The sequence below is a fragment of the Gordonia tangerina genome (assembly GCF_021556435.1).
Classification (GTDB): Bacteria; Actinomycetota; Actinomycetes; order Mycobacteriales; family Mycobacteriaceae; genus Gordonia; species Gordonia tangerina.
The window spans coordinates 80,330-105,338 of sequence record NZ_JAKGCU010000011.1; the positions used below are offsets into that span (position 1 = coordinate 80,330).

General features: G+C 67.1%; 24 protein-coding genes. 3 read left to right on the forward strand and 21 right to left on the reverse strand.

Annotated elements, in window-relative coordinates:
• Nucleotide 1: 1 nt before the first annotated feature.
• From L1892_RS13460 to L1892_RS13505, 10 genes are all read right to left on the reverse strand, one after another.
• Entirely contained in the window at nucleotides 2-1,165 is a 1,164-nt protein-coding gene (locus L1892_RS13460; protein WP_235724110.1) for a zinc-binding dehydrogenase, read from the reverse strand.
• Nucleotides 1,166-1,229: 64 nt separating this feature from the next.
• Complete coding sequence (locus L1892_RS13465) at nucleotides 1,230-2,429, reverse strand: lysophospholipid acyltransferase family protein (protein WP_235724111.1); 1,200 nt, start codon at nucleotides 2,427-2,429, stop codon at nucleotides 1,230-1,232.
• A 172-nt stretch (nucleotides 2,430-2,601) separates the two neighbouring features.
• Nucleotides 2,602-3,654 (reverse strand): NAD-dependent epimerase/dehydratase family protein, encoded by a 1,053-nt coding sequence (locus L1892_RS13470; protein ID WP_235724112.1) that lies wholly within the window; start codon nucleotides 3,652-3,654, stop codon nucleotides 2,602-2,604.
• 90 nt (nucleotides 3,655-3,744) lie between these two features.
• Complete coding sequence (locus L1892_RS13475; protein WP_003402602.1) at nucleotides 3,745-3,846, reverse strand: 30S ribosomal protein bS22; 102 nt, start codon at nucleotides 3,844-3,846, stop codon at nucleotides 3,745-3,747.
• Between the two features lie 250 nt (nucleotides 3,847-4,096).
• Complete coding sequence (locus L1892_RS13480; protein ID WP_160900212.1) at nucleotides 4,097-4,330, reverse strand: helix-turn-helix domain-containing protein; 234 nt, start codon at nucleotides 4,328-4,330, stop codon at nucleotides 4,097-4,099.
• A gap of 189 nt (nucleotides 4,331-4,519) precedes the next feature.
• Nucleotides 4,520-5,389 carry a pyrroline-5-carboxylate reductase gene (gene proC / locus L1892_RS13485; RefSeq protein ID WP_235724113.1) on the reverse strand — a complete coding sequence of 290 codons (870 nt, stop codon included), beginning with the start codon at nucleotides 5,387-5,389 and terminating at the stop codon, nucleotides 4,520-4,522.
• A gap of 60 nt (nucleotides 5,390-5,449) precedes the next feature.
• A complete protein-coding gene (locus L1892_RS13490; protein ID WP_235724114.1) occupies nucleotides 5,450-6,304 on the reverse strand; it encodes a thioesterase family protein in 855 nt (284 codons plus the stop codon).
• 31 nt (nucleotides 6,305-6,335) lie between these two features.
• Entirely contained in the window at nucleotides 6,336-7,241 is a 906-nt protein-coding gene (locus tag L1892_RS13495; protein ID WP_235724115.1) for a sugar phosphate isomerase/epimerase family protein, read from the reverse strand.
• Between the two features lie 4 nt (nucleotides 7,242-7,245).
• Nucleotides 7,246-8,883: an Rv0497 family membrane protein gene (locus L1892_RS13500; RefSeq protein WP_235724116.1), complete on the reverse strand. Its 1,638-nt coding sequence runs from the start codon at nucleotides 8,881-8,883 to the stop codon at nucleotides 7,246-7,248.
• 99 nt (nucleotides 8,884-8,982) lie between these two features.
• Nucleotides 8,983-9,975 (reverse strand): Ppx/GppA family phosphatase, encoded by a 993-nt coding sequence (locus L1892_RS13505; RefSeq protein WP_235724117.1) that lies wholly within the window; start codon nucleotides 9,973-9,975, stop codon nucleotides 8,983-8,985.
• Nucleotides 9,976-10,123: 148 nt separating this feature from the next.
• On the opposite strand from L1892_RS13505, the gene L1892_RS13510 reads away from it, so the two are divergent.
• Nucleotides 10,124-10,951: a DUF3109 family protein gene (locus L1892_RS13510; RefSeq protein ID WP_235724164.1), complete on the forward strand. Its 828-nt coding sequence runs from the start codon at nucleotides 10,124-10,126 to the stop codon at nucleotides 10,949-10,951.
• Between the two features lie 89 nt (nucleotides 10,952-11,040).
• On the opposite strand, the gene L1892_RS13515 is transcribed toward L1892_RS13510, so the two are convergent.
• The 5 genes from L1892_RS13515 to L1892_RS13535 form a co-directional block, all read right to left on the reverse strand.
• The gene (locus L1892_RS13515; protein WP_235724118.1) at nucleotides 11,041-11,727 is read right to left on the reverse strand and encodes a winged helix-turn-helix domain-containing protein; all 687 of its coding nucleotides are present in this window, start codon (nucleotides 11,725-11,727) and stop codon (nucleotides 11,041-11,043) included.
• Nucleotides 11,724-13,115, reverse strand: a complete 1,392-nt coding sequence (locus L1892_RS13520; protein WP_235724119.1) for a sensor histidine kinase — start codon at nucleotides 13,113-13,115, stop codon at nucleotides 11,724-11,726. Before L1892_RS13520 ends, L1892_RS13515 begins: the two co-directional genes overlap by 4 nt.
• 130 nt (nucleotides 13,116-13,245) lie before the next feature.
• The gene (locus tag L1892_RS13525) at nucleotides 13,246-13,599 is read right to left on the reverse strand and encodes a GNAT family N-acetyltransferase (protein ID WP_235724120.1); all 354 of its coding nucleotides are present in this window, start codon (nucleotides 13,597-13,599) and stop codon (nucleotides 13,246-13,248) included.
• Nucleotides 13,600-13,756: 157 nt separating this feature from the next.
• A complete protein-coding gene (locus L1892_RS13530) occupies nucleotides 13,757-14,503 on the reverse strand; it encodes a phosphoglyceromutase (protein WP_235724121.1) in 747 nt (248 codons plus the stop codon).
• 30 nt (nucleotides 14,504-14,533) lie between these two features.
• The gene (locus tag L1892_RS13535) at nucleotides 14,534-15,190 is read right to left on the reverse strand and encodes a DUF1361 domain-containing protein (protein WP_235724122.1); all 657 of its coding nucleotides are present in this window, start codon (nucleotides 15,188-15,190) and stop codon (nucleotides 14,534-14,536) included.
• A 94-nt stretch (nucleotides 15,191-15,284) separates the two neighbouring features.
• On the opposite strand from L1892_RS13535, the gene L1892_RS13540 reads away from it, so the two are divergent.
• Nucleotides 15,285-16,718 carry an APC family permease gene (locus L1892_RS13540; RefSeq protein WP_235724123.1) on the forward strand — a complete coding sequence of 478 codons (1,434 nt, stop codon included), beginning with the start codon at nucleotides 15,285-15,287 and terminating at the stop codon, nucleotides 16,716-16,718.
• Between the two features lie 169 nt (nucleotides 16,719-16,887).
• Here the strand turns inward: L1892_RS13540 and L1892_RS13545 are convergent, their stop codons facing one another.
• The 5 genes from L1892_RS13545 to L1892_RS13565 all read right to left on the reverse strand — a co-directional run bounded on the left by L1892_RS13545 (nucleotide 16,888) and on the right by L1892_RS13565 (nucleotide 22,159).
• Nucleotides 16,888-18,492, reverse strand: a complete 1,605-nt coding sequence (locus L1892_RS13545) for a 4-coumarate--CoA ligase family protein (protein WP_235724124.1) — start codon at nucleotides 18,490-18,492, stop codon at nucleotides 16,888-16,890.
• A 170-nt stretch (nucleotides 18,493-18,662) separates the two neighbouring features.
• Entirely contained in the window at nucleotides 18,663-19,280 is a 618-nt protein-coding gene (locus L1892_RS13550) for a type III secretion system chaperone family protein (protein WP_235724125.1), read from the reverse strand.
• Nucleotides 19,281-19,327: 47 nt separating this feature from the next.
• Entirely contained in the window at nucleotides 19,328-20,674 is a 1,347-nt protein-coding gene (mshA, locus tag L1892_RS13555; RefSeq protein WP_235724126.1) for a D-inositol-3-phosphate glycosyltransferase, read from the reverse strand.
• Between the two features lie 92 nt (nucleotides 20,675-20,766).
• A complete protein-coding gene (locus L1892_RS13560) occupies nucleotides 20,767-21,954 on the reverse strand; it encodes an NAD(P)/FAD-dependent oxidoreductase (protein ID WP_235724127.1) in 1,188 nt (395 codons plus the stop codon).
• A gap of 10 nt (nucleotides 21,955-21,964) precedes the next feature.
• Nucleotides 21,965-22,159, reverse strand: a complete 195-nt coding sequence (locus tag L1892_RS13565; RefSeq protein WP_235724128.1) for a ferredoxin — start codon at nucleotides 22,157-22,159, stop codon at nucleotides 21,965-21,967.
• 166 nt (nucleotides 22,160-22,325) lie between these two features.
• Between L1892_RS13565 and L1892_RS13570 the strand changes: the two genes are divergently transcribed.
• The gene (locus L1892_RS13570) at nucleotides 22,326-23,534 is read left to right on the forward strand and encodes a PucR family transcriptional regulator (RefSeq protein WP_235724129.1); all 1,209 of its coding nucleotides are present in this window, start codon (nucleotides 22,326-22,328) and stop codon (nucleotides 23,532-23,534) included.
• On the opposite strand, the gene L1892_RS13575 is transcribed toward L1892_RS13570, so the two are convergent.
• Entirely contained in the window at nucleotides 23,517-24,941 is a 1,425-nt protein-coding gene (locus L1892_RS13575; RefSeq protein ID WP_235724130.1) for a fatty acid desaturase, read from the reverse strand. The two genes, L1892_RS13570 and L1892_RS13575, sit on opposite strands and share 18 nt — an antisense overlap.
• Between the last annotated feature and the right edge of the window lie 68 nt (nucleotides 24,942-25,009).

Consider the following 25,009-nt stretch of genomic DNA (forward strand, 5'->3'; position numbering starts at 1 on the left):
TTCACAAACCGGTCTCGTCGGAGGTCGGATCGATGAGCACCTTCGCGTGGTGTTCAGCCGATCGGAGCGCCTCGAAGGCGGCCGCGACACCGCCGAGACCGACGGTCGCGGTGATCAGCGGACGCGGGTCCACCTTCTGATCGGCGATCATCTGCAGCGTGTCGTGGAATTCTCCTGGATCGTAAGCGAATACAAAGCGCAGCTCGATCTCCTTGTTGATCGGCATGGCCGGCCGGAAGGTGTCCGGCTGCATACACACCCCGACCACCACCACCCGCGAACGGAACGGTGCGTGCGAGCAGATGTCCTCGATGATGCCGGGCACTCCGACGCATTCGAACACCACCGGCCCCTGCGGGGTGGCGCCGACCCGTTCGGCGGCCCGCATCACCTTCGCCCACGGTAGCCCGGGGATGCGCTGCAGATCGTGCATGGCGGAGAATGCGGTGTCGAACAGGTCGGACGCACTGGTGAGGTAGCGGCGCTTCTGGGCGGCGGCCTGCCACGGTGATTCCGACCGTGGGTCCACCACGACGTCGGCGCCGCAGCGCCACGCCAGATCCCGCCGGCCGGCCGAAAGGTCGGAGGCCACCACGGTCCGCACCCCGGCCGCCTTGAGCATCAGGATCACGGCCAGGCCGATGGGTCCGCAGCCGATCACCACCGCCACATCACGTTTGCCGACATCTCCGCGACGCACGGCGTGATGGGCGACGGCCAGCGGCTCGGTGAGGGCGGCCAACTCCGCGGGCACCCCGTCGGGCACCGGCATGGTGAGATCCTCGGAGACCAGCATCAGGTCGGCGTAAGCACCCGCCGCCTGCGCCGACAACCCGGTCAGATGGGCGTCGTCGCCGTGTTTGATCATCGGTACCGACACCACCGGCGTTCCCGGCGCCCAGCGTCGGCGGCACTTCGGGCCGTAGGAGACGACGTCGCCGGTGAACTCGTGACCCATCACCACCGACTCGGTCGAGCGCATGAAGTCGGGATAGCCGACCTCGGCGGCGACGTCGGCACTCGCATCGCCATGGGTGCGCGCGTGCAGATCGGACCCGCAGATGCCGGCGCGGATGACCCGAATCAGCACCTGGCCAGGTCCGGGTGTCGGGGTGGGGAGTTCGACCACGGAGAGCTCACCGTGCTGACACGCAACCGCCTTCATCTACCCCGTCCCCTTCGCGACACTAGGCCGGCGCGCCTCGCTTCTCAGGGATCGGGCCCGCACCTCAGCCGAAGTAGACGCTACCGCGGCGACTGAGCATCCGGAACAAGGTCTGCTGGATTTCCTCGCGGACGTGGTCGGTGAGGTCGAAGACCACCATCGGGTCGTCGGCCGACGACTCGTCATAAGAGCCGGTCTCGATGGGACGGCCGAAGTGTATGTGCCACTTGGACGGTAGCGGCACCACACCCAGCGGTCCCAGCCACGGGAAGGTCGGTGTGATCGGAAAGTACGGCAGCCCAAGAACTTTGGCGAGTGGCTTGAGGTCGGCGAGCATCGGGTAGATCTCTTCGGACCCGACGATGGAGACCGGGATGATCGGCGACGCGTTGCGCAGGGCCGTGGTGACGAACCCGCCGCGCCCGAACCGTTGCAGCTTGTAGCGGTCCTTGTAGAGCTTGCCGATCCCTTTGTATCCCTCGGGCCACACCGCGGTCAGCTCGCCGGCCCGCAGCAGCCGGTCGGCATCCGAGGTGCACGCTACCGTGGCTCCTATGCGGCGAGCCACCTCACCGACCGCCGGAGTCTCAAAAGCCATGTCGGCGGCCAGAAGTCGGAGGTGCCGACCGGTGGGGTGATTGTCACGGACGGCCAGCGAGGTCATCACGGCATCGATCGGCAAGGTGCCGGCATGGTTGGCCACCAGCAGCGCACCGCCCTCCACCGGGAGGTTCTCGACGCCGGACACCTCGACCCGAAACCAGTTGTCATACACTTGTCGCACCGCGGGGAACCACACCGACTCGGTGAAATGCGGGTCGAAGCCGAACTCGTCGACCTCATAGTCACCGGTCATCCGCTCCCGGATGAAGCCCGCGGTGGCGGTCAGCGAGTCGGCCACCGCACCGCGCAATCCGGACAGCGAGAACAACGGACTCGAACGGGTGGGCCCGAGGTGTTCCACACCAAGCGACTCGGCGGGCAGTCGGACCTCGTCACTGATCGGCGTCACCTGCGCCGCGGGCCTGCCGAAGCCATCGGTGTTGGGATGTCCGAGTTGTGACGGTTGGGAAGACTTTCCTTGCGCGGGCGTCGATTTCGTGACGTTTCCGCCGGTTTGCTGACTGGGATGTCGCCGGCGCCCCTGCTCGCGGACCGAGTTGCGACTGCCTCGTGATTCCACCGCGCCCCCAGGGGTCGCATACAGCTGGATCACTTTCGCGGTACGTGCGTCCGTCGCGCCGCCACCTGCCAAGATCCTCACCTCTGCGTCCATTGATCTGATCAGCCCCGACGTCCACTTCGGCGATCAGCCTCTATGGTACGCGCGCCCTGAGTGGGTCTGGCGTCCAAGTGTAGAGGCTGCGTCACCGTTGTGCTTGATTGTGTGGCAAGTCGCAGACAAATCGGACTAGTCGCCATTCACATCACTGTCGTCATTGCAGCTGATGCGCCGCGCCAACGACTTTCCGCTCGAACGCACGCCACGTATCCGGACCGACGACCGGTTGCGAGCCACCGCGCGCAATGAAGTCGTCGACCGTCTCGAGAGTGGTGAACTTGGGCACGAAGCCGAGCTCCACCCGCATCCGCGTCGTATCGAGAACGCGCCCGTGTGTGAGGTACTCGGTCTGACTCGAGCGCAACTTCGCCGAACGCAGGTCCTGGAAGACGCCGGTGATCGGCGCGAGCAGACTGCTGGGCACCGGCAGTTCGACGTGCCCGATCCGACGGATCGCCTGTGTCAGAGTCACCACGCCCTCACCGGAGACGTTGAACGTCCCCGGCTTGCCGGTCAGCGTCACGTGTTCCATCGCCGCGAGCGCATCCTCCTCGTGCAGGAACTGCAGCCGCGGCTGGTAGCCGATCACCGTCGGCACGACGGGCAGGGACAGATACGACCCCATCCGGGTGTTGATCCGTGGGCCGAGGATCGCCTGCGGGCGCACGATGGTGACCTCGATGTCCTGTCGGCGCCGGCCGAGACCACGCACGTAGCCCTCGATGTCGAGCAGGTCGCGCCCATATCCGCGTTTGGGTTCACGGCGCGCGGGGGTCTCCTCGGAGAAGTGCGACGGGTCGCGCCCGCTCGCGCCGTAGACCATCGCGGTGGAGCGCAGGATGAGCCGCTTGACCGACGGACTGCGCTGGGCGGCCGCGCACACCTGCATCGCGCCGACGACGTTGAACTCCTTGATCGCGGCCGAATGCGGTGCGGTCTCCATGATCGAGGTCGCCGCATGCACCACCGTGTCGACCTCGTAGCCGGCGATGGCCTTCGCGATGGCCGGCCGTCGGATGTCCAGGCGCAGGAACTCCGCGCGCCCCATCCGGCGCAGCAGGTCCTTACGCGGCACCCGGGAGTCGACGGCGAGCACCCGCTCGATGGCGGGGTTGGCCGCCAGCCGCGCGACCAGGTAGCCGCCGAGGAACGTGGACGCGCCCGTGACCAGGACGGTCCGGGGCGGTGCGGACTGCTCGTCGGACATGGTCACAGGTTAGCTGCGACGGCCGCGACGCGCCCGGCCACCACACACGAAGGGGCCCGACCGTCATCGGTCGGGCCCCTTCTTCGACGACTATTTGCCGAGTTTACGACGCTGCACCCGGGTACGTCGCAGCAGCTTGCGGTGCTTCTTCTTCGACATGCGCTTGCGGCGCTTCTTGATCACTGAACCCATTTGGGTGCTTCCTCACAGTTGACGCGGTTACTACTGATTTCTCTGGTGTGCCCAGCCGGTGCATGACGCGACGCGGGGGCATCAGCACGCGACCTCCCACATTACCGGTCGGTGTGGATCAGAAGAAATCGGGTGGATCAGAAGAAATCGGGTGGATCAGAAGAAATCGGGTCGCATATGCCACGACTCCCTCGGCAGGTCGCATCGTCGGTGCGACCTGCCGAGGGAGTCGGGTCGATTCGGGGCCGGCCTAACCGACGTCGAAGTACGAGGTCTCCAGGTAATCGTGCACGGCCTTGGCGTGAACTCGGAACGAGCGGCCCACGCGCACGGCCGGGAGCTCGCCACTGTGCACGAGCCGGTAGACCGTCATCTTCGATACGCGCATCAGGGATGCGACCTCGGCGACCGTGAGGAACTGCGAACCCGAGGCCGCGTTGCTCACTGCGCCGGTCCTGTCACCAGGCTTGTCTGCAGGTGCCATGAATTACTCATACCTCCGAAGCACGCGTCGCGGCCGCCGGCTTCCCCTCCGGCGGACACCAGACACGCACGTGCTTAAAGAAGCTTAGCGTGGCTGATGTGAAAAAAGCGACGTGAGTTGTGTGAAAAATGTGCCCGAAACCGGCACCCACCCCCACATCCTGGGGTTTCCCGCGAATCTACCCCAAAATCATGGGGCGTCGACGTCGCTCCGGCCCGAGTTGGCGCCTCCCAAACCCTCAACGTCGGGTCGATGTCCGGCCTTCTTGGAGACCGCCGCGCACGCCCGGGTGGCCTCGTAGACACCGTGACGGAAGCCGTTGGCCTCGAACTGTCGGATCGCCGCGGCGGTGGTTCCACCGGGTGAGGTCACCGCGGCCCGCAGGTCCACCGGCGACAACCCGGACTCGCTGAGCAGCAGCCCGGCGCCGCGGACCGTCTGCACGGTCAGTTCGGCGGCCTGCGGCCGGCTCAGCCCGAGAGCGACACCGGCGTCGATCATCGCTTCGGCCATCAGGAACACATATGCCGGCCCCGACCCGGACACCGCGGTCACCGCGTCCATCTGCTTTTCGGGCACCACCGCCACCTTGCCGACCGTCTCGAGCAGGCGCACCACCGCGGCGAGTTGGTCGTCGCCGACGTAGCGGCCCACCGACACCGCGGACATGGCCTCGTTGACCAGCATCGGCGTATTGGGCATCACCCGCACCACCGGCGAACCCGCCTGCAGACCGTTCTCGTAGCGCGACAACGGCAGGCCGGCGACCAGCGTTACGGTCACCCGCTCGGACTCGGCGTCGTCGTCGGCGCTGGACAGTTCGCGCAGGACCGAATCGACGTCGTCGGGTTTGATGGCCAGGAACACGTACTGCGCGCCCTCGGCCGCCGACGTGACGTCGGTGACCAGCACGCCGTACTCGTCGGCGATCTCCTTGGCCCGTTTGTCCATCTTCTCGGCCACGACAAGGTCCTTGGTCTGCTTGCCGGACTGGATCAGTCCGGCCAGCAGCGCTTCGCCGATCTTGCCGCCGCCGACGATGGCGATGCGTTCACTCACAGGTGGACCTTTCTGAATTCACGTCTGGTCTTTCGATTCCGGGTCTCGCGGATGTCGCGGTCACGACCGCTGCGGGATGAGGGCCAGCTGCCGCGACTGCGCGACGACCGTTCCGGTCGAGTCCACCACGAGGTGGTCTTCCTCGAACATTCCGGGTCCCACCTCGGTGCTCGTCGCGGCGAATCGCAGCCACCCCGGCGCCGGGTGACGTCGCACGTAAGTGGTCAACTGCACGGTCGGCGCCCACCCGAACAGGGCGAGGTTCATCACCACCGGCGGCGAGATGTCACACACCAGCACGGCGAAATCGGTGTCGGGCTCACTGCCCTTGGGGCGGACCCAGCCACGCACCACGGGTTCGCCGGTCTCTCCCCGCACCACCGGGAAGGTCGCCGGGTCGAGCACCAGGTCCAGGGCCGGGCCCAGATGGTTGACCTCCGCGATCGGTGACTTGTCCAACCCGATGCCGTCGACGGGAGGTTCGGCCGGGGTGCCGTCGAGGACGGTCGGTGCCGAATGATGCGGCGCCCCGGTATCGGGGCGCGCGCAGGTCACCGACGACGACACCATGGTGCGGCCGTTTTGCACCGCGTCGACCGTCATCACCGTCACCGTGCGACCGCGCTTGCGGACCACGATCTCGAGGTCGACGTCCGCGGCGTCCGGCGCGGTGAGGTAGTCGCTGGTGATGGCGACCGGCATCTTGGCGTCCGCGCCCGCACCGGCCGCCTCGTCGGCGGCGAGTTCGCCGAGTGCCCGGGCCGCGGCGTGCGCCACCACCATCTGCAAACTCCCACCGTGGACCTTCGGTCCGATCGTGAACACCGGATCGATGGTCGTGCGATACGTGATGGCATCGGCACCCGTCCGGGACACCTCGGTGAGGTCCAGTACGTCGGCAAGCTTCTGACTCATGGCTCGTCGCCTCCTCGGCAGTGCCGGGGATTCAGTTGCGTTCGGAACGCACCCGCCCGGCATCGTCGGACGGCAGCCCCCGTGCGAGGTGCCGCCGCGCAAAATCTAGCGAACGTGCCAGTAGCGCACTGCGTTCGGGTTTGGTGCGGGCCGAACTCGTTGTGACCTCGAGCACAACGGCTCCGCTGAAGTCGCTGTCGGCCAGTCGGCGGCACACCTGCGCGCAGGGCTGATCACCGTCGCCGGGCAGCAGATGTTCGTCGGTGGCCGCGCCGTCCCCGTCGGCGAGATGCAGATGGTTCAGGCCCGTGCCCATTCGATCGAACATCGCGAGCGCATCCACACCCGCCGTCGCCGTGTGGGACAGGTCGAGGGTGTAGTGCGCGTAGCCGTCGTCGGTCGGGTCGATGGACTTGCCGAATGCCGATGCCGATGGTCCCGGCCCGCCGCCGCGTTGCCGGAGTCGACGTGCCGAGCGTTCCCCGGCACCGAACAGCCGATCGGCGCGCATCGGAAACATGTTCTCCACCGCGATGGCGATCCCGCTGTCGTCCTCGAGTTCGGCGACCAGGTCGTCAAAACCGTCGACGTAGGCCCGTTGCCACCGAAACGGCGGATGCACCACGACAGTCTGCGCCCCGAGATCCTCGGCCGCCTGTACCGACCGCCCGAGCTTCACCAACGGATCGCGGCCCCACACCCGCTGCGAGATCAACAGGCACGGCGCATGCACCGACAGAACCGGAACCTGATAGCGCTCGGACAAGTACTCGACGTGCTTGATGTCCTGGCTGACCGGTTCACCCCACACCATCAGTTCGACGCCGTCGAAGCCGAGTTCGGCAGCGTAGACGAATGCCGCCTCGGTGTTCTGCGGGTACACCGAGGCCGTGGACAGACCGACGGGGATCTCGTCGCGAACGAGTGGTGGGGTCATTCGGTCAGGTGGCCAGCAGCACGAGTGGACCGATCGTCACGATCAGCGCCACCCCCAACGCGAGCAATGTGGTGGTCAGGTCCTTGGTTCGGCGAACCAGGTGAGCGAAGGTGACGATGCCGAAGATCACCAGCACCGCCAGGACCAGCGCGAAGTACACATTCCACTTCCACAGCTCGGTGAATCCCCAGAAGAGACCCACACCGATGGCCAAGCCGGCCAGCGACTGGCCGATGATCGACAGCCAGGCGAGCACCGGTGATTGCTCGCCGGCATCGTCGTCGGCCGTGGTGGCCGCGGCGTCCGCGGACTGCTCGGCGGCCGGCTGATCGACCAGCGGCCCGGTCGGCGCCGACAACGCGGCGGCGGTCGGCTCAGTGGCGGGTCCATCGTCGTCGGGGGTAGACGTGTCCGACGCTGGGGTGTCCGACTCTGCGGTCTCGGACTCTGCGGCGTCCGACACTGCGGTGGGGCCGGCGACGTCGCGAACGCTGTCCGCCACCACCGGGGCTGCCATCATGCCGAGCACCGACGTGCTCTGGGTGTCGTCGGAACCGGCGTCGGTAGGCGCATCGTCGGCGGCCACGTGGTCAGCGGAAGCGACCTGCGCGGTGGCCTGTGCCGGGCCCGACTGTTCGTCGACGGTCGGTGCGTGGTCGACGCCGGTTGCGTCGACGACCTCGGCTGCGCGGCGTTCCCGTTCCCGGGCGGCAGCCGGGCGAGCCGACCGGTCCTTTTTCTTCCGCAGACCCTTCGACAGCCCGAACAGCCCCTTACGCGGCGCCGGCTCGTCCTCCTCGATGTCGGCGAACGCGCGGTACGCCTCGAAGTCGTCGGCAGGCGGTGTGTCGACGGGGGCGGCGCTGTTCGCGGTGTTCGGGCCGGCGGTGGCGTTCTCGGTGTCCCCGGGTGCGGCGAGATCGACCACGTCGACGTCGTCGGAGTCGATCACCACCAGCCCGTCCGGGGTGTCGTCGACCACCGGAATGATGCCGGTGACGGCGTTCGCGTTCTCGCTGTCTCGGGTCGCCTTGTCCGGCGACTCGGACCCGGTCGGAGCCTTGGGCCGCGCGCTGCGGTCGGCGACATCGGCGGCGCTGAAGTCGCGGGTGGACGGCTGGGCGTAGTCGGGCATCCCGCTCGAGGACAGTCCGGGCGACCGGCCGGCCGGGGGGCCCGCGATCGGGGGGCGAGCGCGCGTCTGCGGGGCCTGCGAGCGTTCGGGGAATGCACGATCGTCGGCGTGACGTCGAGCGACCGGTGTGGTGGACCGCGGGAACGGCGCGGCCGGTCGGGCGGGTGGCGGCTCGGAGGGTTGCTCCACCGGTGTGGTGCGATCCCGAGGCGCCTGAGCGGCTCCCGGGTTGGAGGTGGACGCGCCCGCACGGCTCGCCGGGCGGTCGGGCTGGGCGGGCGTCTCGCCGCCGGCGGAGGCCACCCGCGGGATCTCGCCGGTCAGCTCCGACACCGAGACCGCACCTTCGCGACCGACCCGACGTCGATTGCGGGTCTCGCGGTTCGGGGCGGCGGACGGCGCGCCCTCCGCGCGGCTGCGGGCCAACAACTCCGAGACCGAGATCGGCCGGGAGTCGGTGTCATCGGGCCCGCTCGTGCTGCCCCCGGAACCCGATTCGCTAGCCATACAGTGCGCTCTCCGTCCTCGAGATGTTCCTCGCCCGCGCCCGCGGGACGTCATGTGAGTATGTGGTCGGCTCGTCCCGGCAGTGGTTCGGCACGCCGATCAACCGAGGCCGCGACCGCCATTCGCGGCGCCCACGACCTCGGCGCCGACGGTCTCCGCCGCCTGAGTCGGCTCGGAGTCGAGCCGACGCAGGATGACCCCCTCACGCAGAGCCCACGGACAGATCTCAAGTGTATCGACTGACATCGCCCGCATGGCCGCCTCCGCGACGAGCGCTCCGGCCACCAACTGTCCGGCCCGGTCGGCGCTGACACCTTCGAGTTCGGCGCGGTCGTCGCGGGTCATCCGCGAGATGAAGGAGATCAGCTGGCGCAGCCCGTTCGCGGTGAGCTGGCGCTGGACCCGCGGACCCGCACTCGACGGCGCCGCGCCGGTCAGCCGGGCCAGGCTGCGGAAAGTCTTCGACGTACCAACGGCCAAGTCGGGGCGACCGGGTCCGGTCAGCTCCTTGGCCACCGGACGCAGCTCGGCGTCGAGCCAGTCGCGCAGCACCGAAACGCGGCGTCGGTCGGGTGGATCACCGGGCAGCCATTCCCGGGTCAGGCGGCCGGCACCGAGTGGCAGCGACAACGCCGATTCGGGCTCCTCGTCTACCCCGTTGGACATCTCCAGCGACCCGCCGCCGATATCGAGGGCCAGGATGCGGCCGGCGCTCCAGCCGTACCAGCGGCGCACCGCCAACGAGGTCAGACGCGCCTCGTCGCGGCCCGACAGCACAGTCACCTCGACGCCGGTCTTGTCGGCGACCGCCGCCAGCACCTCGTCGCTGTTGCTCGCGTCGCGCACCGCCGACGTCGCAAACGCCATGATCTGCTCGCAGCCCGACGTCGATGCGATGTGGGTGAACTCGTCGACCGACTCGATGAGTTTGGTGGCCGCACGGTCGGTGAGACGCCCGCGGTCGTCGATCTGCTCGGCGAGCCGAAGGACTGACTTCGTCGAACTCATGGGGGTGGGATGGCCACCGCGATGGGCATCCACCACCAGCAGATGAACGGTGTTGCTGCCCACGTCGAGCACTCCTAGACGCACGGCCCTCAAGACTACTGCCTCGACGGTTGCGCGCGGGACCCGCGGGTCGAAATCGCGTGCTGCGTCCATTCCGGCCGCGACGGCCGGGGACGGTTACCGTTGAGTTGTGACACGCACCGAAGCCTCGCGTCCCGCGGCCCCCGCACGCATCACCCCCGCGCCCGAGGTCGATCTCGACTTCCCCCGCGAATGGTACGAATTCGCCGACCCCGACAATCCCGAACACGTCATCAAGGCCGACCTGACGTGGCTGTTGTCGTACTGGACATGCGTGTTCGGCACACCGGCCTGCCAGGGGATCATCGAGGGCCGCGAGACCGACGGGTGCTGCAGTCACGGCGCGTATCTCTCCGACAAGGACGACCGCAAGAAGCTGGCCAAGGCGATGGCGATGCTGACCGAGGACGACTGGCAGTTCTACAAGAAGGGCAGCGGCAAGGATCCGCTCGGTCCGCGCGGCTACCTCGAGGAAAGCGACCTCGACGACGAACCGGCCCTCAAGACCCGAAAGCACAAGGGCGCCTGCATCTTTCTCAACCGACCCGGGTTTGCCGGCGGCGAGGGATGCGCACTGCACTCGATGGCACTGAAGCGGGGCCTGGAGCCGTTGACGGTGAAACCCGACGTCTGCTGGCAGCTGCCGATCCGCCGCGAGCAAGACTGGGTGGAACGTCCCGACGGCACCGAGGTGCTGCGCACCACCATCACCGAATACGACCGCCGCGGCTGGGGTGAGGGTGGCCACGATCTCAAGTGGTACTGCTCGGGCTCCCCCGACGCCCATGTCGGCGCCACCCAGGTGTGGCAGTCCTACGCCCCGGAGTTGACCGAACTCATCGGAGAGCCCGCGTACGAGGCTCTCGCCGCCGCCTGCCGCCGCCGAAACGGTCTGGGCCTCATCGCCGTCCACCCGGCGACCGCCGCCGCGACCAGCCGGCGCGACAGCGATCAGAAGTACAACCTCATCGAGGAGTGAGGGTGCGGACGCGGTTGCGTTTCGCGCCTTTCGCGTCGAGTGGGCGCCCTCCGTGCTGGTGGCGTTGCCAGCGCGAGGTCCAGCTGCTTTTACGGCTCGTACTTGTACCCCAGACCGCGCACGGTGACGAGGTGTTTGGGGTTGCTGGGGTCTGGTTCGATCTTGGATCGTAGGCGTTTGACGTGCACGTCGAGGGTCTTGGTGTCGCCCACGTAGTCGGCACCCCAGACGCGATCGATCAGCTGCCCGCGGGTCAGCACGCGACCGGCGTTGCGCAGCAGGTACTCGAGCAGATCGAACTCCTTGAGCGGCAGCGTCACGGCCTCACCGTTGACCGCGACGGTGTGCCGTTCCACATCCATCCGTACCGGCCCCTCTTCGATGACGCCGATGGTGAGTTCCTCTTCACCGGCATCGCCGCCACGGCGCAACACCGCGCGGATACGGGCGATGAGTTCGCGCGCCGAATACGGCTTGGTCACGTAGTCGTCGGCGCCGAGTTCGAGTCCGACGACCTTGTCGATCTCACTGTCGCGGGCGGTCACCATGATCACCGGGACGCTCGACCGCGCCCGCAACGTCTTGCAGATCTCGGTGCCACTCATCCCCGGCAGCATCAGGTCCAGCAGGACGATGTCGGGGCTCACCCGGTCAAACGCCGAGAGCGCTTGTGCCCCATCGTTGATGACACTCGCCTCGAAACCCTCTTTACGAAGGAGGAAGGCCAGTGGATCAGCCAGCGATTCCTCGTCCTCGACGATCATTACGTGCGTCACCGATGTAAGTCCTCTTGTCGTTGGTTGCTCTGAATATCCGGTTGGTCTGCGTCGATGATGCTGGCGGTCAGGTCCTCCGGGATACACAAGGTGAACGTGGAGCCGGTACCCGGCTTGCTCCACAGCCCGATGGAACCGTCGTGATTGGCGGCGACATGCTTCACGATGGCCAACCCGAGTCCGGTGCCACCGGTCCGTCGTGACCGGGCCTTGTCCACTCGGAAGAACCGTTCGAAGACCCGTTCCTGATCGTCGGGGGCGATACCGATGCCGCGGTCGGTGACCGCGATCGCGACCATCGGGCGGCCGTCGATGGGGGTGAGTCGCCGACTGATGGACACCGTGGTGTTCGCCGGTGAGTAGGCGATCGCGTTGACCACCAGATTGCTGATCGCGGTCAGCAGCAGCACTCGATCGCCGCGCACGCACAGGCCGGTCTCGTCGTCGGCGCGCAGCGTGATACCGGCCGCCTCCGCGGTGGTGGCAGCAGTGTCCACCGCCTCGCGCACCAGCTCGTCCACGTCGACGGTGGTGAATTCCGGGGTCTCGCCACCCTGCAGTCGGGACAGCGCAATCAGTTCGCTGACCATGTTGCCGAGCCGGTCGGACTCGGTAAGCACACGACGACCGAAATGTTGCACCGACTCCGGGTCGTCGGCGGATTCCAGCAACGCCTCGGCGAGCAGGCCGACGGCGCCGACGGGAGTCTTGAGCTCATGCGACACGTTGGCGACGAAGTCGCGCCGCGTCGCCTCCACCCGACGATGCTCGGTGTCGTCGGTGCCGTAGACCACGGCGTACTTCTCGTCGTCGTGGGCGACCAGTCGAACCAGGCAGCGAACCGATTCGACCTGGCGGGCCGTCGCGCGGCCGGTGGAGACGAATCCGTACGAGGACTGCACGGGCGCGAATTCGAAGCGGGCCTCGACGGCGGTGTCCAGGACCTCCTTGGCCGCATCCCAGACCGCGTCGGCGAGCAGACGGTCGTGGACGACGCCGAGTTCGACGGCCTGCTGGTTGAACAGGACGACATCGCGGAAGCGGTCCACCACGGCGACCGCGTGTTCGCTGTTCCGCACGATCAGACTGAGCAGACCGGCTTTGGTCATCCGCCCGTCGTCGGTGGTCAGGCTGACATCGGAGTCGCGCAGTTCCGCGGTTTCGGAAACCTCGCGTGGGGCGTTTGCGGTGATCACCCGACGCGACACGAGTCCGGTCGTCGTGGACGCGGTTTCTTCGGACGGCTCACCGTCGGTCGAGGACTTCCTCCACCTGGCAAGCGGTCCGGTCCCCCGACCATGACGAGGCGTGCGGAGTCCGACAAGAGCTCCGCCGGCAAAACAGACAAGCGCGATGGCGATCGCCGCGACGAGCAATGCAACGGTCACAATGGCAGCTTACGGCGCAGCGAACGCACACTGCACATCCATCGCGATTGTTCCGACGCTGTTCATATGGCGTTCGAACTATCTACCCCGCCGTCGCGGTGACATGGCTAACCTCGCGTCGGGCCGCAGGTCACTGCGGTACCGGCACCGCCATATCGGCGTACTCCGGGTGTTGACTGATGAATCGCTGGACGTAGGAACAGACGGGGACCACCTGCTTACCCGCGTCCCGGATGTCGTCGAGCACCACCCGGACCAGTTCGCCCGCGTAGCCGTGTCCGCTGTACTGCTCGTGGATCACGGTGTGGGTCAACACGACCTGATAGGGCTCTGAGACGTAGTCGAGATAGCCGACCACCTGGTCCACATCGGAGGCGTAATCCCCGGATTCCGCCGCAGCTGCGTTGGTATCCGCACTCAAGACAGCCTCGTAACGCTCCTGAGCAGGGGAATGATTGATCGTCAGACTCCCGACATTCGCCATGGCATCCAATGTAGCGCGAGTCACACGATTCCCACCATGACGATTTGACTACAGCGACGATTTGGCCGCCAGGACGGTCCGGACCGCGCGGACGATCACATCGCCGGTGAACCAGGTGGGCGGCCGCCCGCGGCCGCGGTGCCGAGCGCGGACGTCGCTACTTCTGGCCTTGCGCGGCGACCGCCGCGGCACCGGCGGCCGCGGCCTCCGGGTCGAGGTAGGTGCCACCCGGGTTCAGCGGCTTCAGATTCTCGTCGAGGTCGTAGCGCAGCGGGTTGCCGGTGGGGATGTTGAGCCCGGCGATATCGGCGTCGGAGATGTCGTCGAGGTATTTGACCAGAGCGCGCAGCGAGTTGCCGTGGGCGGCGATCAGCACCGTCTTGCCGGCCTTGATGTCGGCGGCGATGGTCTCGGTGAAGTACGGGACCATTCGCTCCACGACGTCCTTGAGGCATTCGGTGAGCGGAACTTCGGCAAGGTCGGCGTAGCGGGCATCGCCGGTCTGGCTGTATTCGGCGGCCGGGTCGATCGGCGGCGGCGGGGTGTCGTAGCTGCGGCGCCACAGCATGAACTGCTCGTCGCCGAACTCTTCCTTGATCTCGGCCTTGTTGAGCCCCTGTAGCTTGCCGTAGTGGCGCTCGTTGAGCCGCCAGTCGCGGGTGACCGGAATCCAGTGCCGGTCGGCCTTGTCGAGAGCGATCTGCGCGGTCTGGATCGCGCGACGCAGCAGCGAGGTGTAGAGGATGTCGGGCAGCACGTCGTGCTCGACGAGGAGCTCCCCGGCACGAACGGCTTCGGCCTCACCCTTCTCGGTGAGCGCCACATCGACCCACCCGGTGAACTGGTTGGAGGCGTTCCATTCGCTCTCGCCGTGCCGCATCAGGATCAAGGTGCCGTTGGTCATGGGAAAGAGTTTCGCACAATCGCCCGTTGGTCACCTGCTCGGCCGGCGCGCGAAATCCTCGGCCGAGCCCAGCGACCAGACGGTCGCGTACGCGAGCCCGAAGAAGGCCGCCACGGCCGCCGCCACACCAGTAGACGCCACCTCCGCGAAGGGCGACCGCACCCACTCCAGGGTCGACGCGACCACCGCATCAGGCCTGGTCACCAAATCCCACGAGTTCCATCGCTGAAAGCGGCCGATGACGATTCCCACGGCGCACAACGCCACCGAGACCGTGACAACCGCCCAACCCGCGAGCCGGCCGTGGTCGTGCTCCACGCGCCGATGCACAAGCAGCATCGACACCACACCGAGCATGATCCCGGTCCAGGCGGCGAACCCGTATTGCAGCACGTGGCGCCACAAGTCGACGCCATCACCGAGGTGAACCAGGTCGGTGACCAGGTAGGGCGCGTTCGGCAGGAACGCCAGCCAGCCGACACCGAGGAGGATCAGCCACCCGCGACGACGAACCGTGACGAACCCGACGGCGAAAACCATCGGAATCCACGCCAAGAAGAGGTTCCAGACGAGGAATCGCGTCGGATAAAACTGCGGCTCCGCCGGATCGGTGACGCCGAGCACCACAGTGAGTCCGGTGGTGGCCAACAGGGCACCGAGCAGAATCATCGTCCGCACGTCTCTCATCGGACCAGTGTGCCCGAGCACGCCCCGGCATCGATCCGGTCACCGACAGGGCGAAAACGCGCGAACCCGACCAAACGGGTCTAGCTTCACACTCATGACCGTCAGCGCGGATTCCGGCGCGACCGGCGCCGCCACACCCCAAGAACCCCAACTCAAACGCGTCCTCGGCTGGAAGCTCCTGCTGCTCTTCATCATCGGCGACATTCTCGGAACCGGTGTGTATGCCCTCACCGGGCAGGTGGCCGGCGAGGTCGGTGGCGCCGCGTGGCTGCCGTTCCTGATCGCCTTCGCCGTGGCCACGCTGACCGCATTCTCCTATCTCGAGCTGGTCACCAAGTATCCGCAGGCGGCCGGTGCCGCACTGTATGTGCACAAGGCCTTCGGCGTGCACTTCCTGACCTTCATCGTGCTGTTCACGGTGATGTGTTCAGGAATCACCTCGGCGACGACGGCCTCGCGCGCCTTCGCCGCCAACATGTTGACCGCATTCAGCGGAGGTGACGAACCCGACTCGACGAACCCCGCCCTGCTGTTCTTCGCGATCGGCTTCCTACTGCTGGTGATGTTCATCAACTTCCGCGGTGTCGCGGAGGGCGTCGGCACCAATGTCGTCCTGACCCTGGTGGAACTGTCCGGCCTGCTGTTGGTGATCTTCATTGGCTACTGGTTCATCATCGGCGGCAATGCCGAACACTGGGATGCGGTGATCGCGTTCGAAACCGCAGCCGACAAGAATGCCTTCATCGCCGTGTCCGCGGCGACCGCGTTGGCGTTCTTCGCCCTGGTGGGTTTCGAGGACTCGGTGAACATGGCCGAGGAATGCAAGGAACCGACCCGCATCTTCCCCAAGGTGATGCTGACCGGGTTGGGGATCACCGCGGTGGTCTACGTGCTCATCGCGATCGCGGCGGTCGCCATCGTTCCGGTCGGCGACCTCGCCGAGAGCGACACCCCGCTCGTTCAGGTGGTGGAGGCGGCGGCGCCCGACTTCCCGATGACCGAGCTGCTGCCCTGGATCTCGATGTTCGCCGTCGCCAACACGGCCCTGATCAACATGATGATGGCCAGCCGGCTGCTCTACGGCATGGCCAAACAGGGCGTGCTGCCCCGGTTCCTGTCCTACGTGCACCCCGGCCGCCGCACCCCGTTCGCCGCCATCATCTTCACCACCGTCATCGCGCTGTGCCTGCTGGTCTACGTCAGCGCCGACCCCGACAGCAACGTCGTCGGCCTCCTCGGCGGCACCACCGCGCTGCTGCTGCTCGCCGTGTTCACCGTCGTCAACATCGCGGTCCTGGTCTTGCGGCGAGACAAGGTGGAACACAAACACTTCCAGACCAACGTCGTGTTCGCCGTCCTCGGCGCCGTGACGTCGGGGGCACTGACCCTGCCGTTCGCGCGCGCCGACAACGAGCAATACGTGATCGCCGGCTGGCTACTGCTGCTCGGCGTGATCCTGTGGGCGCTGACCTACTGGTGGCATCGCCGCCACCCGGTCGGTGAGGCGCACCTGGAGGATGTGGGCTGACAGTTACGAGTGGGTCGCGTTTGACGGCCTTTCGCGTTGAGTGGGCGCATTTTTCGTTGAGTGGGCGCGGAAGTTGGGGTCGAACCGCGCGTTAGGCAGATCGCCGCGCCCACTCAACGAAAAACAGCGCCCACTCAACCTCCGTGCTGGGCACGCTGGGTGCGCAAGCCTACTTGCGTAGGTCCTTCCGCAGGATCTTGCCCGAGGCCGACTTCGGGATCGCCTCGATGAACTCGACGGCGCGAACCTTCTTGTGCGGGGCCACCTTTGCTGCGACGAACTCGATCACGTCGTCGGCACTCAGCTCCGCACCGGCCTGGGCGACCACGAAGGCCTTCGGGATCTCCTCGCCCTCGTCGTCGACCACGCCGATGACCGCGGTATCGGCGATCTGGGGATGGGTCAGCAGCAGCGCCTCGAGCTCGGCGGGCGGCACCTGGTAGCCCTTGTACTTGATGAGCTCCTTGAGCCGGTCGACGATGTAGACACAACCGGTCGGGTCTACCTGCGCGAGGTCGCCGGTGTGCAGGTACCCGTCGGCGTCGATGGTGTCGGCGGTGGCCTGCTCGTTGCCCAGGTAGCCGAGCATCACGTTGGGCCCCTTGACCCACAGCTCGCCTGGCTCCGAGAGTCCCTCGGTCGGCAGGCCGATCTCGTCACCGGTGGCCGGGTCGACGATCTTGTTCTCGGTGTTGGGGATGGCCCATCCGGTCGACGAGAGCGGCGGCTCGTCGTAGCCGAGTGCCGCCTTCGTGTCGATGGGGATCAGGTGACTCACCGGGGAGAGCTCGCTCATGCCGTAGCCCTGCAGCATGTGCAGGTCGAGCCGCTTGGCGACGGCCTTGCCGAGTTCGTCGTCGAGCGGCGCGGCCCCCGACATCATCACCGTCAGCGACGACAGATCGTAACTGTCGACGATCGGGTGTTTGGCCAACGCGACGGCCACCGGAGGCGCGATGTAGGCGGTGGTGACCTTGAAGTTCTGGATGTTCTCCAGGAACTCCACGAGGTCGAACCTCGGCATGATGACCAGCCGACCACGGTTGTAGAGCGCGGCGTTGAGCAGCACTGTCATGCCGTAGATGTGGAAGAACGGCAGCACCGCGATCACCACGTCGTCGGCGGTCATCCCCTGCAGCGGTTTGATCTGCGCGACGTTGGCGACCAAGTTGCGGTGCGTCAGCGCCACCCCCTTGGGGTTGCCGGTGGTGCCGGAGCTGTACGGCAGCGCCGCCACGTGGGTGGCCGGGTCGATGGCGACCTCGGGGGCCGGAAGATTGGGCGCGAGCAGGTCGACGGCGTTGGGGTGCCCGGTCTCCTTGAGCCCCGCACCGTCCAGGATGATCAGGTTCTCGTCGGAGATCCCCACCTCCTTGGCCGCGGCCTTGGCCTGGTCGGCCAGCGGCGACACGGTGACGAGCATCTTCGCCTTCGAATCGGTGAGCTGCTTGGCGATCTCCGGCGCGGTGAACAACGCGTTGATCGTCGTCGCCGTGCCGCCCGCACGCAGGATGCCGTGGAAGACCGTCGCGAACGCCGGAATGTTGGGCGACAGGATGCCCACCACGTCGCCGACGCCGATGCCCTTCGCCCACAACGCACCGGCTGCGGCATGGATCTGGCCGATCAGCCGGGCATACGTCGTCTCGTCCCCCGATTTCGGATCCACCAGCGCAACCCGATTCATGTCGTCGTCGCTGATCGATCCGAACAGGAAGTCGTAGACCGTCTGGTTCGGGATCTCGACATCGGGGAAAGGACTCGTGAAGCTCATGACACCTCCGTTGGGGAACACCGGACCGCAATCGTAACAACATTCATTGTCACATCAGTGAGATGCGTGCCCGATTCGCCCGATATGGCACAGTCGGGCGATCGGCACGGCACAACTCTACGACGAGCGAGTCGGCGAGTGTGATGCGGACCACCATCACGCCCGGGGGGTCAGTCCGCGTCGTCGGCGAACTGGTCACCGGAGCGTTGCATCGCCGCGTCGGCCGCGGTGGCCTCGCCGGGCACATAGCGGCCGGCCAGCGGCTCTCCCGGTTCGGGCAACGCATCCTTGTCGATGAGGTGCTCGAAGGCGAGCAGGTTGCGCAGCGACTCCCCGCGCGACACCCGCCACGCCCATTCCCGCTGAATGGAGGTCAGGAAGCCGATCTCGAGCAACGTGTTGAAGTCACCGTCGGCGGCCTCGAGGACCTGGCCCAGCACGCGGTCGATCTCGTCGGCGCCCAACGCATCGCCGGAGATCCGACCGACCAGATAGATGTCGCCGGTGTTGTCGATGGTGTACGCGACGCCGTAGAGCCGGCGGTTGCGTCGCAGCAGATAGCGATACACCTGCTCATGATTCTCATCCGGCCGCCGGCAGACGAAGGCCTCCACGCGCACCCCGTGCGGCCCCGCGGTGAGCAGCACCGTCGTGGTCAGCTTGCGTTCGCCGGGCAGTTCGATGACAAAATGCTCGGCCTGCGCGCCGCCGGCATCCCGGCGACTGAACTCGATATCTCGCTCGGTCAACGTCGATCCGAGTAGGTCGACGATCTCGGCCTGGTTCACACGATCACTCCCCTATGCTCATCAACCGACTTGCTGGGCTGCCAGACTCATTGCCCTACGGCAACTTTCGGTCGAACGCGGCGCCACCTACGCGCCGCGCGCCGTGCGGAGGCCGCACCGATGGACCCCGGATTGCGCGCGGCGAAGGATGCCATCGCGGCCGAGTAGGACGCCAGCAGGTCGTCGGCGGTGTGCTCCCAGGAGAACTGCTCCGCGTGTGGTCGGGCGTTGCGACGCATCGCGGCGAGCCGATCGGGGGTGGCCAGCAGTCCCTCGATGGCCGCGGTCCATTCCTCGACGTCGTGGCCGTCGACGAGCAGACCCGAATGCCCGTCGGCCACGGCCACGTTCAGGCCACCGACATCGGCGGCCACCACCGGCGTCCCACAGGCCTGTGCCTCCACGGCGACCAGACCGAAACTCTCCGAGTAGCTCGGGACCGCGACCAGATCCGAGGCGCGATAGATCTGGGCGAGCCGCGGGGACGGTTGCGGCGGAAGGAAGCTCACCTCGGCGCCGATACCGAGATCGTCGGCGAGATCCATCAGTGCCGTCGGACGATCGAGGCCACTGCCCGACGGCCCGCCGACGATGAGGACCCGCACCCGACGACTCGACCGACGCGCGCGCTCGATGATCGGCGCGGCGGCAGCGAGCAGGACGTCCGGCGCCTTGAGCGGCTGAATCCGTCCGACGAAGGTCAGAATCGTCTCGTCGTCGCGCAGGCCCAGTTCGGCGCGGGCCCGCTCGCGTGACCCCGGCGCGTAGACGCCGAGATCGGCGCCGGGATGGACCACGTCGATGCGGTCGCGGTCGGCGTTGTACATCGAGACGAGTTCGGCGGCCTCGGTGTCGGTGTTGACCACCATGCGGTCGGCCTCGTCGACGACCTGCTGCTCGCCGATCACCCGCAACATCGGTTCGGCGGTGTCCCCCTTGGCCAATGACGCGTTCTTGACCGCGGCGAGGGTGTGCGCGGTGTGGACCAGCGGGACGCCCCATCGGTCGCGCGCCAGCCAGCCGACCTGCCCGGACAGCCAATAGTGGGAGTGGATGAGGTCGTAGTAGCCGGGTTTGTGCATGGCCTCGGCTCGCAGCACGCCGGCGGTGAACGCACACAACTGTGCCGGTAGATCGCGTTTGTCCAGCCCCTCGAACGGGCCGGCGACCACATTGCGCACGGTGATCCCCGGCGCGGCGGACACCAGCGGCGCATCAGACGAAGAGGTGGCACGCGTGAAGATCTCCACCTCGATACCGCGCTGGGCCATCCGCGTCGCCGTCTGCCAGACGTAGACGTTCATTCCGCCTGCGTCACCGGTTCCCGGCTGCGCCAGCGGGGAGGTGTGCACGGAGATGAGTGCGACGCGCCGCGGCATCGGGGGGCTACTCATCCCCCCATCGTAGAGAAGCGATCGTTTCGGCTTCGTGTGACCCGCAGCCACCTGGGTTGACGCTCGACATCGGCGACCGGGGCGCTGCGGGATCAGCCCTCGAACGTGGCCAGGGCGGCGTGCTCGGCTCGTCGACCCATCTCGCGGCGCACACGGGCGACGGCCCCGGGGCTGTCGACGCCCACCGCACCCACGATGCGATCTCGGTGACCGTAGACGACCAGACCGTCGTCGTCGCGACGCTCCTGAGCCGACCGGGTGTCACCGACGATCTGGATGCGGTGCCCGAACCAGTTCGACCAGGCGAACGGAACCGACGTGAACTCTTTGCCGGCTCCGGCGACGTTGGCACCGGCGATGAAGCCCGACTCCATGGCCGCCGTCCAGTGTCCGCCGGGTTGCCCGGGCACCGACGCGACGTCCCCGGCCGCCCAGACCTGCGCAACGTTGGTGGCCAGCGATCGGTCGCACCGGATGGCCCGCGAGTGCGGATCGATGTCGATCCCGCTGCCGACCATCCAGTCGGAGGACGGGCGGGCACCGACGCCCACGACGACGGCATCGGCGGCCAGGTGCCGCCCCGAATCGAGCGTGACGCCGCGAAGGCGCCCGTCCCGGACGTCGATGTCGACCGGCCGGGCTCCCAACACGGTGTGCACCCCGGCGTCGTGATGCAGAGCGAGCAGCATCTGAGCCGCCATCGGGCCCACCGATCGACCCAGCAGGCGGTCGGACGCACTGACCAGCGTGACGTCGATGCCGCGCGTCGACGCTGCAGCGGCGACCTCGCTACCGATGAAGCCACCGCCGACCACGACCAGGTGGCGGGCGGTGCCCAGGGCGGCGCGGATACGCAGCGCGTCGTCGTGGGTGCGGAGCTGATGGACTCCGTCGACACCGCCGAAGAGGTCGAGCGTCCGCGCGGTCGCCCCGGTCGCGATCACCACGGCATCGAAATCGATGCTCCCATCACTGGTGTGCACCCGCTGGTTGACGGCGTCGAGTCCCACGGCCGTGGTGCCCGTGTGCAGGTCGACGTTCAGCGAGTCCCACACCTCATCGCTGCGGAGTCGGTGCGGCTCGTCGCCGGAGCACGCCTGGAGGAACTGTTTGGACAACGGCGGACGATCGTAGGGCAGGTGTGGCTCGTCACCCACCATCGTGATCTCCCCCGACCAGCCGTGGGAGCGCGCACCTTCTGCCGCACGCACACCGGCCAGTGAGGCACCGACGATGAGCAGCCGCTGTCGGCGCGATGCGCGGGACTCGATCTCGGTCATCGGCGACGATTCACTTCGCCAGACGCAGCGCGGACATGGGACACGAGTCCACCGCCGCGGCGACGTGGGCGTGATCGGTGGGCGCGACATCGGACTGCACGACCTCGACGAACCCGTCGTCGCCGACCCGGAAGTAGTCGTCGGCCTGTGCCTCGCACATCCCGATCCCCTCGCAGGCCGGGCGATCTACGTGAATGACGCTCATCGTGTACCTCCTGATGTCTCATGGGTTGTCTGACGTTTCATGCGCGGCCGGGACACCAACCCGTTGCTGTCATCCTGACCTGAACGACGGCATCATTCATTGGGAAACTGGCCGATATTTCGCCGGTTCGATGTGAAATAGCACAAGGATCGTGCAGACTCGGCTGATGACAGACCTGACCGGCTGGCTTGAGGAATTCGCGTCCACCCAACGCGGTCCGGGGGAGATCGCCGAGTGGGTGGCGTCGACGGCCCAGGCGGTTCACACGGCCGTCGACCTCCCGGCAGACCTACACGCTCTCGTTCGCGACGCCGTCGAACAGCATTGGCTCGCATTTCTCGACGGAGTCACCAGCGACGTGGAGGCCGACGACGCCCTGGTCCCGGCGGCGCATGATCTGGCCGTCGACATCGCGCGCCATCACCTCGGTCTCCCCGTCTTGCTGAAGATCTATCAAGCCGCCCAGGAGGCTTCCTGGGACTACGCGGTCGGGGTGGTGGGCGACGCCTCGGCGGACCTGGACCACGCGGCCCTGCTGGTGTGGTTCTGGACCAAGGCCAACCGGTGGTTCAGCACCTCGGTGGAGCGCTCGGTGGCGGTGTTCACCGCCGAGACCGATCGGATCCGGCGTCGCGGGGATACGCAGCGATACGAGGTGGTGGCCGCGTTGCTGGCGGGCGACACCGTCGGCCAGTCCGAACTCTCTGCGCAGATGGGCGGTCACCCGATCACCGGGGTCACCCACCTCGCGCTGATCGCCCACGCCATGAACGCCGACTCGCTCGACACCCTGGAGCCGGCGATCACCGACCTGGCGAGCAGCGTGCCGGGGGCGCGGTTGGCCTTCGTCCGCCCCGGCGGTCGCGAGCTGTGGGCGTGGATATCGACACGTACCGGCCAGGTGACACTCCCGGCCGGGCCGCTCGATGCGACCGCCGTTCGGATCACGGTGGGCGGACCGGCGGCCGGCGTCGAGGGGTTCATCTCCGCACATAGGGATGCCCGCACCGCACAGCGGGTGGCCCTCTCGCCCGCTCGTACCGTGGCCGTGACCTGGTACGGCGACGTCACCGCACTCACCTTGTTGGCACTGGATCACCCTGCCGCAGAACGGTTCTGCCGGGACATGCTGGGCGGCCTGGGAGAGCCGGGGCACTCGCACCTGCGCCACACGGTGCGCACGGTGCTGACCTCGTCGGCGAACGCCGATGCGGTGGCGAGGAATCTGAGCGTCCACAAGAACACCGTCCGCTACCGGATTCAGCAGGCCGAGCGCCTGCTCGGCCGGCCACTGGCCACCCGAGCAGGCGATCTGCTCCTCGCGCTGGACTATTACGAGGCCTTCCTCGACGACGGGTCAGCCGACGGGGGGTGAACCCGTGGCCGACACCTGGACGAAGTCGACCTTCTCGCGCACACCGCAATCCGGGCAGCACCAGTCATCGGGTACCTCCGACCACGGTGTCCCGGCGGTGAAACCCTCGGCCTCATCGCCTCGGGCGACGTCGTAGGTGTAACCGCAGCCCGGACACCGAGCCGCGGCCACCCGGTCGCCGACGGACTGCCGGGTGACGTCGGCAAGAGCGTCGATGCCATCGGCTTCGTTGCGCGGCAGGAGGAACCGCTCGGCGAGTGCGGTGTAGCGGCCCGGTGCGACGTTTGCGCGCCGGAGATCGCCGTCGCAGTGTTCGACGACCCGACGGTCCATGACCCACCGCCACAGCGGCGGCACCAGCGCCAGCACGATCATCCCGGCATACCCGGTGGGCAGCGCCGGCGACTCCCGATAATCGCGCAGTACCTGATAGCGACGGGTCGGATGCGCGTGGTGGTCGCTGTGTCGCTGCAGGTGATAGAGCAGGACATTGGTGGCGATGTTGTTGGAATTCCATGAGTGCATCGGCAGCACGCGTTCGTACCGGCCGCTGTCGGTCTGCCGACGCAGCATCCCGTAGTGCTCCAGGTAGTTCACCGCCTCGAGCAGCGAGAAGCCGATCACCGCCTGCAGGATCAGATAGGGCAGCAATCCCGGCCCGAGCCAGATCACCAGCGGCCCCCACAGGGCCACGGTCATCAACCAGGCGTTGAGGACGTCGTTGCCGAGATGGAACGGGTGGGTGTTCTTGCGGCGGTAGCGCTTCGCCTCGATCCGCCATGCGCTGCGCACCGACCCGGTGACCGTGCGGAACCAGAACCGGTAGAAGCTCTCGCCCATCCGGGACGACGCCGGATCGTCGGGTGTCGACACGTTCACGTGATGACCCCGGTTGTGCTCGATGTAGAAGTGCCCGTAGCAGCTCTGCGCCAAGGCGATCTTGGAGAACCACCGCTCGTGGCTCTCCTTCTTGTGGCCGAGTTCGTGTGCGGTGTTGATACCCACGCCACCGACGAACCCCACCGTCATCGCGAGTCCGATGTTGTCGATCACCGACCAGCCCTGTGTCGCGATCAGGTACATCGAGACGATGAAGCCGAGGTATTGGATGGGCAGATAGGCGTACGTGACCCACCGGTAATACTTGTCGCTCTCGAGTTGCTCGATCACCTCATCGGGCGGATTGGAGGTGTCGAAGCCGACGAGCAGGTCGATCAACGGCACCAGACCGAGCACCACGATCGGGCCGGTCCACAGGAAGATGCTCCACCCGGTCAGTTCGTAACCGCCGACCGCGACGAACGTGAAGGACGGGACGACGAGCCCCAAGAGCCAGAGATAGCGCTTGCGGTCGCGCCACTGTTCGGTCGTCCCCGCGGCGACTGTGCCGCCGGCCTCCAATGACATGGTGTTACCTCCTACGACTGAGTACGTGGTCTCAGTTGTCAGAATGGCTGGGCGGCCGGTCACAATCA